Below are 13,020 nucleotides of genomic sequence, written 5' to 3' on the forward strand. Positions count from 1 at the left end.
CATGGGGCCCGACAGTGGCACCATGCCGCCCATGAATTCACCTGTGCTCACCGGGCTCGCGCCCATCGTTTCGCCGAACACGGCCGTGCTCGTGCTCGGCAGCTTTCCCGGTGTGAAGTCGCTCGAACGGCAGCAGTACTATGCACACCCCCAAAACCAGTTCTGGAAGATCCTGCAAGTCGTGTGGCCCGACATTCCCCTCCCCTCGGGCGACCACAGCTACGGCCGGCGTTGCCAATGGCTGCTCGAGCGCGGCCTGGGCGTGTGGGACGTGTACGGCGCCTGCGAGCGCGAGGGCAGCCTCGACTCGGCCATCCGCTCGCCCGTGGTGAACGACATCGCCGGGCTGCACCTGCCCAGGCTCGCCGCCATTGCCCACAACGGCGGCGAAAGCTTCAAGCACGCGCGCCACACGCGCACCCTGGGCGTGCCGGTTCATTCGCTGCCATCCACCAGCCCCGCCAACGCGTCGTGGAGCTTCGAGCGCAAGCTCGCGGCCTGGCGCGAGGTCTTCGTCGCCCACCACCTTCTCTGATGGCATCGAGCAAAACACCCGTCCCGACCCTGGTCCTCCCCGAAGTCAATTTTTCCGACTGGGGCGACATCCGCTACCTGCACCTGGGCACCGAATGGGTCCAGGGCTCGATGAAGATCGACGCGCCCTTCGAGATCGAACTCGAGTACGTGCAGCGCATGATGGCCTGGCTGCTGTTCGCCGACGGCAAGACCGTGGCCAGCCGCCACGCCATGCAGCTCGGCCTGGGCGCGGCCACGCTCACCAAGTTCAGCCGAAAGATCCTGCGCATGCGCACCACCGCCGTCGAGCTGAACCCGCAGGTGGTGTCGGCCTGCCGCGGCTGGTTCAAGCTGCCGGCCGACGACCCGAAGCTGCGCGTGGTGATCGCCGACGCGGCCGCCGAGATCCGCAAGCCCGAGTGGCACCAGACGGTCGATGCACTGCAGGTCGACCTGTACGACCACGAGGCCGCCGCACCCGTGCTCGACAGCGAAGACTTCTATGCCGACTGCCGCGCGCTGCTCACCGAGGACGGCTGCATGACGGTCAACCTGTTCGGCCGCTCGTCGAGCTACGAGCGCAGCCTGGAGAAGATTGCGGCCGCCTTCGGCGCCGATGCGGTCTGGGCCTTCAAGGCGACGCGCGAAGGCAACACGGTGGTGCTGGCGCAGCGCACCCCCAGCCGTCCGAAGCGCGAGGTGCTTGCCGAGCGCGCGCAAACGATCCAGACTCGCTGGGGCTTGCCCGCGCCCAAGTGGCTGCGGGTGTTCAAACCCCAGAATCTCTCCATCACCCGACCTTCCGGCTCATGAGCGCTGCTGTTCCCGCTGCTTCCGCCCCCGTTCCCTTGGCCACCCGCCACGAAGGCCCCCTCGAACTGCGCCGCCTGATCGAATGGCTCGCCGCCGACGGCGTGATCTCCCCGGTCGAGGCCAAGCGGACCATCGCGCGCTGCGCGCAGGCCGAAAGCCGCCAGGCGCCGCTGGTGCGCCTGGCCAATGTGGCCATGACGCGCGAGAGCGACAGCAAGCCGCTCGATCTCGAAATGCTCACGCAATGGCTCGCCGGCCGCGCGGGGCTGGCCTACCTGCGCATCGACCCGTTGAAGGTCGACGTGGGCAAGGTGGCCGACACCATGAGCGCGGGCTATGCCGAGCGCCACAAGGTGCTCCCGGTGCAGGTGCTGCCCCACGAGGTGGTGGTGGCCACCGCCGAGCCCTTTCTCACCGACTGGATCTCCGAGGTCGAGCGCCAGGCGAAACGCACGGTGCGCCGCGTGGTGGCCAACCCCTCGGACATCCAGCGCTACACGGCCGAGTTCTTCGCGCTCGCGAAGTCGGTGCGCGCGGCGCAGAAGGCCGGCGGCAACACCGGCGGCGCGAGCTTCGAGCAGCTGGTGGAACTGGGCAAGAGCAACAAGCAGCTCGACGCCAACGACCAGAGCGTGGTGCAGGTGGTCGACTGGCTGTGGCAGTACGCCTTCGACCAGCGCGCGAGCGACATCCACCTGGAGCCGCGCCGCGAGCAGGGCGTGATCCGTTTCCGCATCGACGGCATCCTGCATCCGGCCTACCAGATGCCCATGGGCGTGATGAACGCGATGGTCGCGCGCATCAAGCTGCTGGGCCGCATGGACGTGGTGGAAAAGCGCCGCCCGCTCGACGGCCGCATCAAGACGCGCAACATGCGCGGCGACGAGGTCGAAATGCGCCTGTCGACCCTGCCCACGGCCTTCGGCGAGAAGATGGTGATGCGCATCTTCGACCCCGACACCGCGGTGAAGGACCTCGACGCGCTGGGCTTCGCGCAGCACGATGCGCAGCGCTGGGAACAGCTGGTCACGCGGCCCAACGGGATCATCCTGGTGACGGGGCCCACCGGATCGGGCAAGACCACCACGTTGTATTCCACGCTGAAGCGCGTGGCGACCGAAGAGGTCAACGTGAGCACGGTGGAAGACCCGATCGAAATGATCGAGCCCTCGTTCAACCAGACGCAGGTGCAGCCGCAGCTGGACTTCGGTTTCACCGAGGGCCTGCGCGCGCTGATGCGGCAGGACCCGGACATCATCATGGTCGGCGAAATCCGCGACCTGGCCACCGCCGAGATGGCGGTGCAGGCCGCGCTCACCGGCCACCTGGTGTTCAGCACGCTGCACACCAACGACGCGCCGAGCGCCATCACGCGGCTGATGGAGCTGGGCGTGCCTTCGTACCTCATCAACGCGGTGATGCTCGGCGTGCTGGCCCAGCGGCTGGTGCGCACGCTGTGCCCGCACTGCAAGCAGCCCGACGACACCGTCACCCGCGAGAAGCTGGAGACCATCGTCAAGCCCTGGCAGATCACGGGCTCGGTGCGCGCCTACAAGCCGGTGGGCTGCGTCGATTGCCGCATGACCGGCTACATGGGGCGCATGGGGCTGTACGAGCTGCTGAGCATCAGCGAGGCGTTCAAGGCTCAGGTGACCAAGGAGCCCAACCTGTCGGGCCTGCGCAGGCAGGCCGTGATCGACGGCATGCGACCGCTGCGGCTGGCCGGTGCGCTGCGCGTGGCCGAGGGCCTGACCACCATCGAGGAAGTGCTGAGCGCCACGCCGCCCCTGGAATAGAGTCCTCTTGTTTCCATATCGGCCGGCCTTCACGGGGCCACTGTGTTCTTTCGGGTTATCCCTAGGCCTTTGGTTAGTGGAATCCACATCAGGCTGACCGGAAGCTGACTCGACAATCCCGCATCGAAATTGTTCGAGGAGACTGTTCGTGAAGATCAAGAGTCAGAAAGACTTTTTTTCGGGTCTGATGTTCACCGTGGTCGGTGTGGCGTTCGCATGGGGCGCCACCACCTACACGGTGGGCTCGGGTGCCCGAATGGGCCCGGGTTATTTCCCGTTGATGCTCGGCATCCTGATGGCCGTCATCGGCCTCGGGATCATGTTCACCGGCTTGACCGTTGAAACCACCGACGGCGAAAAAATCGGCAAATGGGCCTGGAAGCAGGTCGTGTTCATCCTGGGTGCCAACCTGGCGTTCGGCGTTCTGCTCGGCGGCCTGCCGAGCCTGGGCGTGCCGGCCATGGGAATGATCATCGCCATCTACGCGCTGGTGATCATCGCCAGCCTCGCAGGCAACGAGTTCGACCTCAAGAAGGTGCTGGTCCTGGCCACCGTTCTGGCTGTCGGCAGCTACGTGGCCTTCATCTGGGCGCTCAAGCTCCAGATCCAGGTCTGGCCGACCTTCATCACCGGCTGAGAAACAAGCGACTCACATCATGGAATTGTTTGAACACCTCTCGATGGGTTTTGGCGTTGCCTTTACCTTCACCAACCTGCTGTACTGCCTGGTCGGCTGCATTCTGGGCACGCTGATCGGCGTGCTCCCGGGCATCGGCCCGGTCGCGACCATCGCGATGCTGCTGCCCGCCACGTACGCGCTGCCGCCCGTGTCGGCACTCATCATGCTGGCCGGCATCTACTACGGCGCCCAGTACGGCGGCTCCACCACGGCCATCCTGGTCAACCTGCCCGGCGAGTCTTCGTCGGTGGTGACCGTGATCGACGGCTACCAGATGGCGCGCAAGGGCCGTGCGGGTCCCGCACTCGCAGCGGCCGGCCTGGGTTCGTTCTTCGCGGGTTGCGTGGGCACGCTGATCCTGGCTGCCTTTGCGCCGCCGCTGACCGAGCTGGCCTTCAAGTTCGGCCCCGCCGAGTATTTCTCGCTGATGATCCTGGGCCTGATCGGTGCCGTGGTGCTGGCGTCGGGCTCGCTGCTCAAGGCCATCGCGATGATCGTGCTGGGCCTGCTGATGGGCCTGGTCGGTACCGACGTGAATTCGGGTGTCGCGCGCTACAGCTTCGACATTCCGGAACTCACCGACGGCATCGGCTTCGTGGCCATCGCCATGGGCGTGTTCGGCTACGGCGAAATCATTGCCAACCTCTCGCGCCCCGACGACGAGCGCGAAGTGTTCACGGCCAAGGTTTCGGGCCTGTTCCCGACCAAGGAAGACTTCAAGCGCATGATTCCCGCCGTGCTGCGCGGCACGGCCCTCGGTTCGGCCCTGGGCATCCTGCCCGGCGGCGGTGCGCTGCTGGCGGCTTTCGCGGCCTACACGATCGAGAAGAAGACCAAGCTGAAGCCGGGCGAAGTGCCCTTCGGCAAGGGCAACATCCGCGGCGTGGCGGCACCTGAATCGGCGAACAACGCCGGTGCGCAGACCTCCTTCATTCCGCTGCTCACGCTGGGCATTCCGCCCAACGCGGTGATGGCGCTGATGGTGGGCGCCATGACGATCCACAACATCCAGCCCGGTCCTCAGGTGATGACCAGCAACCCCGAGCTGTTCTGGGGCCTGATCGCCTCGATGTGGATCGGCAACGCGATGCTGATCGTCCTGAACCTGCCGCTGATCGGCATGTGGATCAAGCTGCTGTCGGTGCCGTACAAGTACCTGTTCCCGGCGATCGTGCTGTTCTGCGCGATCGGCGTGTACTCGACCAACAACAACACCTTCGACATCTGGATGGTGGGCATCTTCGGTCTGGTGGGCTACACCTTCTTCAAGCTGGGTTGCGAGCCTGCACCCTTGCTGCTCGGCTTCATCCTGGGGCCGATGATGGAAGAAAACCTGCGCCGTTCGCTGCTGCTGTCGCGCGGCGACTGGAGCGTGTTCGTGACGCGTCCGATCTCGGCGAGCCTGCTGGCTGCGGCTGCACTGCTGCTGGTCATCGTGCTGCTGCCCGCGGTGAAGTCGAAGCGCGAGGAAGCCTTCGTCGAGGAATGACCTGAGCCTTGCGCTCTTTGAAAACGGCGCCTTCGGGCGCCGTTTTTACTGGGGCTTGCCTGAGCGCGGCGGCTTCATGTGCTGGCGCGCCATGGCCAGGAAGGCAAGGGCGGCAGGGCTCAACGGATGCTTGGCCAGCCGCACCGCGACCACGGGGTACTCCAGCGTCGGGCGGGTGACGGCCACCGCGCGCAGATTGGGCGGCATCAGCACCTCCACGTAGCGCGGCAACAGCGCCACACCCGCGCCCGCCTGGATCAGGCCGAAGGCCGTCGACAACATCGACACGTGATGCACCACCCGCGGATACACGTTGGCCATGCTCGAGAGCTGGCGGCTGACAGAACGCCACACGTTCGCGTCCGGATTCACATGAATGAACGGCAAGGACTCCAGGTGCCGCGCGTCGACCACCACACGCTGCGCCAGCGCATGGTCTTCACGCACGAACAAGGCCATGCGCTCGGAAAAAAGCGGCTCCGTCGCCAGCTCCGAATGCTTCTGGCCGATGTCCGAGCCGAAGCCCAGGTCGGCCTCCTGCGACAGCACACGCGAGATCATTTGCTCGGCCGTGCTGTCGAGCAGCGTGGTCGCCAGCGTCGGGTGCTGCTGCGAGAAGCGGCCCAGCAACGGCGGCAGCAATGCGCCCGCGGTCAGGTGGCCCACCGCCAGCACGACGCGGCCTTCGCGCAACTGCGACTGCGAACGGCAGGCGCCCACCGACTCGTCGATCAACCGCAGCGCGCGCACGGCAGTCTCCACCATCACCTGGCCCGCGCTCGTCAGCTGGATGCGGCGGCCCCGCACCACCAACGGCTGGCCGAGCTCTTCTTCCATGCGCTTGATCAGGTGGCTGATCGCCGGCTGGGTCAGCTGCAGGCTTTCGGCCGCCAGCGTGAAGCTGCCTGTTTCGGCCACCGCCGCCAGCGCGCGAAGCTGCTGCAGCGAGACCTCTTCGGTGGCGTTCTTTGTCATAAGCAGCGCTCATAGTTGAATAAGCAGAATTATCTGGCTTGATGCGCGGACGCTGAATAGCATGCAAGGTTTTTCCACCGGTCCAGAATCCAGCACCATGAAAAGAATCCAGTTCCTTCAAGGCTTTGCCGCTGCGCTGTGCCTGGCCGCGTCGTCCGCCAGCCTGGCCCAGGGCTACCCGACCAAGCCCATCCGGCTGATCGTGCCGTTCCCGGCGGCCGGCGCCACCGACCTCTTTGCCCGCACGCTGGGCCAGAAGATGGGCGAGAAGCTCGGCACCACGCTGGTGGTCGACAACAAGCCCGGCGCCGGCGGTGCCATCGGCTCCGACCAGGCCGCCAAGGCTGCACCCGACGGATACACCATTCTTCTGGCCACCACCAGCACGCACTCCATCGGCCCGGCCATCAGTAAGCTGCCGTACGACACGGTGCGCGACTTCACGCCCATCGCCCACGTGGGCGACGCGGCCAGCATCATGCTGGTGCCGGTCAACTCGCCCGCCAAGACCGTGCGCGAATGGATCGACTACGCCAAGAAGAACCCCGGCAAGCTCAACTACGCGTCGAGCGGCAACGGCACCATCGTGCAGCTGACGGCGGAGCTGTTCAAGGCGCAGGCCGGCGTGTTCGTCACGCACATTCCGTACAAGGGCACGGCACTTGCCATTCCCGACCTGATCAGCGGCAAGGTCGACGTGCTGTTCGACTCATTGCCCACCGGCATGCCGCACGTGCGCGACGGCCGACTGCGCGCGCTGGGCGTCACCTCGCTCAAGCGCAGCCCACTGGCGCCCGAGCTGCCGCCCATTGCCGACACGCTGCCGGGCTACGAGTCGAACACCTGGTTCGGCTTCTACGGTCCGAAGAACCTGCCGGCCGACCTGGTGGCGCGCATCAACAAGGCAGCGAACGAAGCATTGGCCGACCCCGAGGTCAAGGAAAAGCTCGCGCGCCTGGGCATCGAGCCCGCGACGCCGGGCACGCCCGACCAGTTCGCGAAGATGGTGGCGGTCGACGCCGCCAAGTGGAAAAAGATCGTCGTAGACCGCAAGATCACCAACGAGTAATGGGCTCGCCCCCAGGCTGCGCGCACTTCGTGTCGCTTCGCCAACCCCCTACCGGGGGCAACACCAGCGGCCCGGCAAAGCCGGTTCCGCGGTGTTCCTGAATTGTTCAAGCTATCTTTGAAGGCACTGTATGAAGTTTGACTACGCCAACCCCTACCTCTCCACGCGCATCCCGATCTTCGCGCGCAACGTGGTCTCGACCTCGCACCCGCTGGCCTCGCAGGCCGGCCTGCGCATCCTGCAGCAGGGCGGCAACGCGGTCGATGCGGCCATTGCCACCGCCGCCGTGATGACGCTGGTCGAGCCGGTGAGCAACGGCCTGGGCAGCGACGCCTTCTGCATCCTGTGGGACGGCAAGGAACTGCACGGCCTGAACGCTTCGGGCCCGGCGCCCAAGGCCTGGACGCCCGAGTACTTCAAGGCCAAGTACGGCGCCGACGCCACCACGCCGCCGATGCGCGGCATCGACTCGGTCACCGTGCCCGGCGCGGTGCGCGGCTGGGTCGCGATGAGCGAGCGCTTCGGCAAGCTGCCGTTCGCCGACCTGCTGGCGCCGGCCATCGACATCGCCGAGCGCGGCTACCTGGTGCCGCCGGTGGTGCAGGGCAAGTGGGCTGCGGCCACGCCGGTGCTGCAGTCGCAGCCGGGCTTCGCGCAGACCTTCCTGCCGTGGGGCCGCGCGCCCGAAGTGGGCGAGCTGTTCCGCTTCACGGCCGCCGCGCGTGCGCTCAAGGCCATTGCGCGCACCAAGGGCGAGGCCTATTACAACGGCGAGATCGCCGAGGCGCTGGCCAAGTTTTCCGCCGAGCAGGGCGGCTCGCTGACGGTGGCCGACCTGGCTGCCTACCAGCCCGAGTGGGTCAAGCCGATTTCGCGCGACTACCGCGGCCACACGCTGCACGAGATTCCGCCGAACGGGCAGGGCATCGCGGCACTCATCGCGCTGGGCATCCTCGAGAAGTTCGACATCGCCTCGCTGCCGGTCGACTCGGTGCAGTCGCAGCATCTGCAGATCGAAGCGATGAAGCTGGCCTTTGCCGACGTGTACCGCTACGTGTCGGAACGCGGCACCATGGAAGTGACCACCGAGCAGATGCTCGACGACGCCTACCTCGCCTCGCGCGCGCGCCTCATCGACGTGAAGAAGGCACAGGACTTCAAGGCCGGCAACCCGGTGAAGGGCGGCACCATCTACCTCACGGCGGCTGACGAGAGCGGCATGATGGTGAGCTTCATCCAGAGCAACTTCATGGGCTTCGGCTCGGGTTGCGTGGAGCCCGAGTTCGGCATCAGCCTGCAGAACCGCGGCCACGGCTTCAGCCTGAAGGCCGAGAGCCCGAACGTGGTGGCGCCGGGCAAGCGCCCGTTCCACACCATCATTCCGGCCTTCCTCACCAAGGACGGCCAGCCGGTGATGAGCTTCGGCGTGATGGGCGGCAACATGCAGCCCCAGGGCCACATGCAGACCCTGGTGCGCATGCTCGACTACAAGCAGAACCCGCAGGCCGCCTGCGACGCGCCGCGCTGGCGCTTCAACGCGGGTCTGGAAATCAACGTCGAGGCGGCGATGAACCCGGCCGCGCTGCAAGGCCTGCGCGACCTGGGCCACCACCTGGAAGTGATCAACGACTCGTACCAGGACTTCGGCGCGGGCCAGTTCATCTGGCGCGCGGGCGAGCCCTCGGTGGAAGGCTACGTGGCCGCCAGCGACCCGCGCCGCGACGGCGTGGCTGCGGGGTATTGAGCCAGGGGGCGCAGCAAGGGCGCGAGCTTGCCGCGATGATCGGGGGATGAACAAGACAGCCGCATCGGCCGGCATTCCCATTCCCCCTCACGACGCGCCCAGAAAGGGCTACGCGTCCGGCCTGGTCCTTGCCACCCTGGGCGCCATCGCGTTCAGCGGCAAGGCCATCATCGTCAAGCTGGCCTACCGCTACGGCGTGGACGCCATCACCCTCATCATGCTGCGCATGCTGTTCGCGTTGCCGCTCTTCGCGGTGATGGCATGGTGGGCGGGGCGCGGCAAGCCGAAGCTCACGGCCCGCGACTGGCTCGGCGTGGTCGGCCTCGGCTTCTCGGGCTATTACCTCGCGAGCTTTCTCGACTTTGCGGGGCTCGCGTACATCTCGGCGAGCTTCGAGCGGCTCATTCTTTATCTCAACCCCACGCTGGTGCTGCTGTTCGGCTGGCTGCTGTACCGGCGGCGCGCCACGCGCCCGCAGGTGCTGGGCATGGTCGTGAGCTACGCCGGCGTGCTGCTGGTGTTCGGCCACGAGCTGTGGACCGGCGGCGGCGGCAAGGGCGGCGGCGCGGCGGCCTGGGGCGCGTTCCTGGTGTTCCTGAGCGCGGTGAGCTATGCGGGCTACCTCGTCTACAGCGGCGAGTTCGTCAAGCGCCTCGGGTCGCTGCGGCTCGTGGGGCTGGCCACCACCGTGGCCTGCCTGCTGTGCATCCTGCAGTTCGTGCTCACGCGGCCGATGAGCGCGGCCTTCGAGGTGGCGCCCGAAGTCGTCTGGCTGTCGGTGCTCAACGCCACGCTGTGTACCGCGGTGCCCGTCCTCATGGTGATGATGGCCATCGAGCGCATCGGCCCGGCGGTGGCGGCGCAAACCGGCATGATCGGGCCCCTGTCCACCATCCTCATGGGGGTGGTCATACTCGGCGAGCCGTTCACGCCGTGGATCGCCGCCGGCACGGTGCTCGTCATTGCGGGCATCTTCGTTTTCACACGCAAGGGGCGCCCTGCCCCTGCACGATAGGAGCAAACAACATGGATCTGGGTATTGCAGGCAAGACCGCGCTGGTGTGCGGCGCAAGCAAGGGGTTGGGCTACGGTTGCGCCGAGGCGCTGGTGCGCGAAGGCGTGAACGTGGTGATCGTGGCGCGCGGCGCCGAGGCGCTGGACGCCGCCGCGAAGAAGCTGACGCAAGCCGCCACGGCGGGCGCGTTCGTCAAGCACGTGGCCGCCGACATCACCACCGAAGCCGGCCGCGCGGCCGTGTTCGCGCTGGGCCACGACTTCGACATCGTCGTCACCAACGCCGGCGGCCCGCCGCCCGGTGACTTCCGCAACTGGGACCGCGAGGCGTGGATCAAGGCGGTCGACGCGAACATGCTCACGCCCATCGAGCTCATCAAGGCCACGGTGGACGGCATGGCCCAGCGCGGCTTCGGGCGCATCGTCAACATCACGTCGAGCTCGGTGAAGTCGCCCATCGACATCCTGGGCCTCTCCAACGGCGCGCGCAGCGGCCTCACCGGCTTCGTGGCCGGCGTGGCGCGCACGCCCATCGCGGCGCAGGGCGTGACCATCAACAACCTGCTGCCCGGCTCCTTCGACACCGACCGCCTCAAGGGCACCATGGCCGGCACGGCGCAGAAGACCGGCCAGGACTTCGACACCGTGTGGGAAGCCCGCAAGAAGAACATCCCGGCCAAGCGCTTCGGCACGCCGGCCGAGTTCGGCGCCATCTGCGCGTTTCTCTGCAGCCAGCAGGCCGGATACATGACCGGGCAGAACGTGCTGGCCGACGGTGGGGCCTACCCGGGTACCTACTGAGCGGGTTCACGAGAGCGCCGCGCCGCCACCACGATCCCGCCCACGATCAGCAGGAACGCCGCCCCGTGGTACCAGTGCGGCGGCTCGCGCAGGAAGGCCGCCGACAGCACCGCCGCGAACAGCGGCGTGAGGTTCATGAAGACGCTCGCCGCCTGTGGGCCCGCGCGCTGCACCCCCGTGCCCCAGCAGCGGTAGGCGACCAGCGCGGGGCCGATGCCGATGAACAGCATGGCGGCGGCGAGCGGCCAGCCCATGTCGATGTGCGCGTCGGTCAGCGTCCATTCGCCTGCCGCCAGCGCGCCCGACCAGGCCAGGCCGAACACCAGCTGCGCCATGAGGAAGGCGGCCCAGTCCTGGCGCACCGCCTTCGGCTCGTGCGTGCGCGCCAGCAGCCAGCTGTAGAAGGCCCAGGCGATGGTGCCCGCAATCATGTACAGGTCGCCGGGCACCAGCCGCAGGCCGAGCAGTTGCCGCCATTCGCCGCGGCTCAGGACCAGCAGCACGCCGGCCATCGACAGCAGCGCGCCGCCGATCTCGCGCGCATTGACGCGGGCGCCGAAGAACAGCGTGCCCACCGCGAGCATCCACAGCGGCAGGCTGGAGCCGACCAGCGTGGTGTTGATCGGTGTGGACGTCTGCAGCGCCAGGTACTGGAAGGCGTTGTACAGGCCGATGCCCAACAGCCCGAGCACCGCATAGCGCTTCCAGTGCGCCCACAGCGGGCTGCCGCGGCGCAGCACCGGTGCGGCCAGCGGAAGCAACAGCACGAAGGCGATGATCCAGCGCACGAAGTTCAGCGTGACCGGCGACACCAGGTCGCGCACCATGCGGCCGACGACCGCATTGCTGGCCCACAGCAGCGGCGGAACGAGCAGCAGGAGGACGGTCAGGGCTGTGAGTGGCGCGTGGCGCGAGAGGTGCTGCGGCGGTGTGGACATGGCCGCCGACTCTACCCGGGCAATGATGGCCTGCGCCGCCGCGGGACACCCGGGCGTGGCAGGATGCTCGTCTTCCTTTTTTCCCCGTGCTTGGAGACTCCAACGATGATCAGCAAAGCCGTCCGTATCGACCGCCATGGCGGCCCCGAAGAACTGAAGATCGTCGACGTGGAAGTCGGCGAGCCCGGCCCCGGCGAGATCCGCATCCGCCACAAGGCCGTGGGCCTGAACTTCATCGACACCTACCAGCGCAGCGGGCTCTACCCGTTCCAGATGCCGCTGCAGCTCGGCATGGAGGCCTCGGGCATCGTCGAGGCGGTGGGCGAGGGCGTGACGCACCTGAAGGCCGGCGACCGCGCGGCCTACGCGAGCCCGCCGCCGGGCGCCTACTGCGAGCTGCGCGTGATGCCGGCCAAGTGCGTGTGCAAGCTGCCCGACGACATCTCCTTCGAGACCGGCGCGGCCATGATGCTCAAGGGCCTGACCACGCAGTACCTGCTGAAGAAGACGCTGCCGGCCGAAGGCCTGCAAGCCGGCGACTTCATCCTGTTCCATGCGGCCGCCGGCGGCGTGGGCCTCATTGCCTGCCAATGGGCCAGGGCGCTGGGCCTGCAGCTGATCGGCACGGCCGGCAGCGACGCCAAGTGCAAGCTGGCGCTCGAGCACGGCGCGGCGCACGCCATCAACTACAGCACCGAGAACTTCGCCGCCCGCGTGAAGGAGATCACCGGCGGCAAGGGCGTGAAGGTGGTGTACGACTCGGTGGGCAAGGACACCTACGAAGGCTCCATCGACTGCCTGCGCCCGTTCGGCCTGCTGGCGGTGTTCGGCAACGGCTCGGGCCCGGTGCCGCCGATCAACCTCGGCACGCTGGCGTCCAAGGGCTCGCTGTACGTCACCCGGCCCACGCTGTTCACCCACATGAGCACGCGCGAAAGCACGCAGGCGATGGCCGACGATCTGTTCGCGGTGGTGCGCAGCGGCGCGGTGAAGATTCCGATCGAACAGCGCTATGCGCTGGCCGACGTGCAGCAGGCGCACCGCGACCTCGAAGCGCGCAAGACCACGGGCTGCACGATCCTGACGCTCTGAGCCTGCGGCCGGCAGAACCCCGGTGAACGGCGACAGACTTGTCCTACCTGGGCTGGGGTGTCATGCCTTCGACTTGTGCAGGATGCATTTTGTA

At 67.3% G+C, this 13,020-nt stretch carries 12 protein-coding genes; 10 read left to right on the top strand and 2 right to left on the bottom strand.

Annotated elements, in window-relative coordinates; genetic code table 11:
* The first annotated feature begins 22 nt into the window (after positions 1-22).
* From ACSFBM_RS01995 to ACSFBM_RS02015, 5 genes are all read left to right on the top strand, one after another.
* Positions 23-535, top strand: a complete 513-nt coding sequence (locus ACSFBM_RS01995) for a DNA-deoxyinosine glycosylase (protein ID WP_435483709.1) — start codon at positions 23-25, stop codon at positions 533-535.
* Entirely contained in the window at positions 535-1,329 is a 795-nt protein-coding gene (locus tag ACSFBM_RS02000; protein ID WP_435482901.1) for a spermine/spermidine synthase domain-containing protein, read from the top strand. Before ACSFBM_RS01995 ends, ACSFBM_RS02000 begins: the two co-directional genes overlap by 1 nt.
* Positions 1,326-3,125 (top strand): type IV pilus assembly ATPase TfpB, encoded by a 1,800-nt coding sequence (tfpB, locus tag ACSFBM_RS02005; protein WP_435482902.1) that lies wholly within the window; start codon positions 1,326-1,328, stop codon positions 3,123-3,125. The genes ACSFBM_RS02000 and tfpB overlap by 4 nt, the downstream gene beginning before the upstream one ends.
* Before the next feature lie 148 nt (positions 3,126-3,273).
* The gene (locus tag ACSFBM_RS02010; RefSeq protein ID WP_435482903.1) at positions 3,274-3,762 is read left to right on the top strand and encodes a tripartite tricarboxylate transporter TctB family protein; all 489 of its coding nucleotides are present in this window, start codon (positions 3,274-3,276) and stop codon (positions 3,760-3,762) included.
* Positions 3,763-3,781: 19 nt separating this feature from the next.
* The gene (locus tag ACSFBM_RS02015; RefSeq protein WP_435482904.1) at positions 3,782-5,293 is read left to right on the top strand and encodes a tripartite tricarboxylate transporter permease; all 1,512 of its coding nucleotides are present in this window, start codon (positions 3,782-3,784) and stop codon (positions 5,291-5,293) included.
* A gap of 45 nt (positions 5,294-5,338) precedes the next feature.
* On the opposite strand, the gene ACSFBM_RS02020 is transcribed toward ACSFBM_RS02015, so the two are convergent.
* A complete protein-coding gene (locus ACSFBM_RS02020) occupies positions 5,339-6,268 on the bottom strand; it encodes a LysR family transcriptional regulator (RefSeq protein WP_435482905.1) in 930 nt (309 codons plus the stop codon).
* A gap of 97 nt (positions 6,269-6,365) precedes the next feature.
* On the opposite strand from ACSFBM_RS02020, the gene ACSFBM_RS02025 reads away from it, so the two are divergent.
* The 4 genes from ACSFBM_RS02025 (at position 6,366) to ACSFBM_RS02040 (ending at position 10,896) form a co-directional block, all read left to right on the top strand.
* Positions 6,366-7,337, top strand: a complete 972-nt coding sequence (locus ACSFBM_RS02025; protein WP_435482906.1) for a Bug family tripartite tricarboxylate transporter substrate binding protein — start codon at positions 6,366-6,368, stop codon at positions 7,335-7,337.
* Positions 7,338-7,467: 130 nt separating this feature from the next.
* The gene (locus tag ACSFBM_RS02030) at positions 7,468-9,081 is read left to right on the top strand and encodes a gamma-glutamyltransferase family protein (protein ID WP_435482907.1); all 1,614 of its coding nucleotides are present in this window, start codon (positions 7,468-7,470) and stop codon (positions 9,079-9,081) included.
* Between the two features lie 46 nt (positions 9,082-9,127).
* Entirely contained in the window at positions 9,128-10,096 is a 969-nt protein-coding gene (locus ACSFBM_RS02035; RefSeq protein ID WP_435482908.1) for a DMT family transporter, read from the top strand.
* Positions 10,097-10,107: 11 nt separating this feature from the next.
* Positions 10,108-10,896: an SDR family oxidoreductase gene (locus ACSFBM_RS02040; RefSeq protein WP_435482909.1), complete on the top strand. Its 789-nt coding sequence runs from the start codon at positions 10,108-10,110 to the stop codon at positions 10,894-10,896.
* On the opposite strand, the gene ACSFBM_RS02045 is transcribed toward ACSFBM_RS02040, so the two are convergent.
* Positions 10,890-11,834, bottom strand: coding sequence for a DMT family transporter (locus tag ACSFBM_RS02045; RefSeq protein ID WP_435482910.1), 945 nt, complete (start codon positions 11,832-11,834; stop codon positions 10,890-10,892). The genes ACSFBM_RS02040 and ACSFBM_RS02045 overlap by 7 nt on opposite strands.
* Before the next feature lie 105 nt (positions 11,835-11,939).
* Between ACSFBM_RS02045 and ACSFBM_RS02050 the strand changes: the two genes are divergently transcribed.
* Positions 11,940-12,926, top strand: a complete 987-nt coding sequence (locus tag ACSFBM_RS02050) for a quinone oxidoreductase family protein (protein WP_435482911.1) — start codon at positions 11,940-11,942, stop codon at positions 12,924-12,926.
* The last annotated feature ends 94 nt before the right edge of the window (positions 12,927-13,020 follow it).

This window comes from Variovorax pasteuri, from assembly GCF_051216435.1.
In the GTDB taxonomy this organism is placed as follows: Bacteria; Pseudomonadota; Gammaproteobacteria; order Burkholderiales; family Burkholderiaceae_C; genus Variovorax.

Excerpts from the sequence above, each read along its gene's own strand:
- ACSFBM_RS02035 (WP_435482908.1), top strand. The coding sequence starts at position 9,128 with ATGAACAAGACAGCCGCATCGGCCGGCATTCCCATTCCCCCTCACGAC.
- ACSFBM_RS02050 (WP_435482911.1), top strand. The coding sequence starts at position 11,940 with ATGATCAGCAAAGCCGTCCGTATCGACCGCCATGGCGGCCCCGAAGAA.
- ACSFBM_RS01995 (WP_435483709.1), top strand. The coding sequence starts at position 23 with ATGCCGCCCATGAATTCACCTGTGCTCACCGGGCTCGCGCCCATCGTT.
- tfpB (WP_435482902.1), top strand. The coding sequence starts at position 1,326 with ATGAGCGCTGCTGTTCCCGCTGCTTCCGCCCCCGTTCCCTTGGCCACC.
- ACSFBM_RS02025 (WP_435482906.1), top strand. The coding sequence starts at position 6,366 with ATGAAAAGAATCCAGTTCCTTCAAGGCTTTGCCGCTGCGCTGTGCCTG.
- ACSFBM_RS02040 (WP_435482909.1), top strand. The coding sequence starts at position 10,108 with ATGGATCTGGGTATTGCAGGCAAGACCGCGCTGGTGTGCGGCGCAAGC.
- ACSFBM_RS02045 (WP_435482910.1), bottom strand. The coding sequence starts at position 11,834 with ATGTCCACACCGCCGCAGCACCTCTCGCGCCACGCGCCACTCACAGCC.
- ACSFBM_RS02020 (WP_435482905.1), bottom strand. The coding sequence starts at position 6,268 with ATGACAAAGAACGCCACCGAAGAGGTCTCGCTGCAGCAGCTTCGCGCG.
- ACSFBM_RS02000 (WP_435482901.1), top strand. The coding sequence starts at position 535 with ATGGCATCGAGCAAAACACCCGTCCCGACCCTGGTCCTCCCCGAAGTC.
- ACSFBM_RS02030 (WP_435482907.1), top strand. The coding sequence starts at position 7,468 with ATGAAGTTTGACTACGCCAACCCCTACCTCTCCACGCGCATCCCGATC.
- ACSFBM_RS02015 (WP_435482904.1), top strand. The coding sequence starts at position 3,782 with ATGGAATTGTTTGAACACCTCTCGATGGGTTTTGGCGTTGCCTTTACC.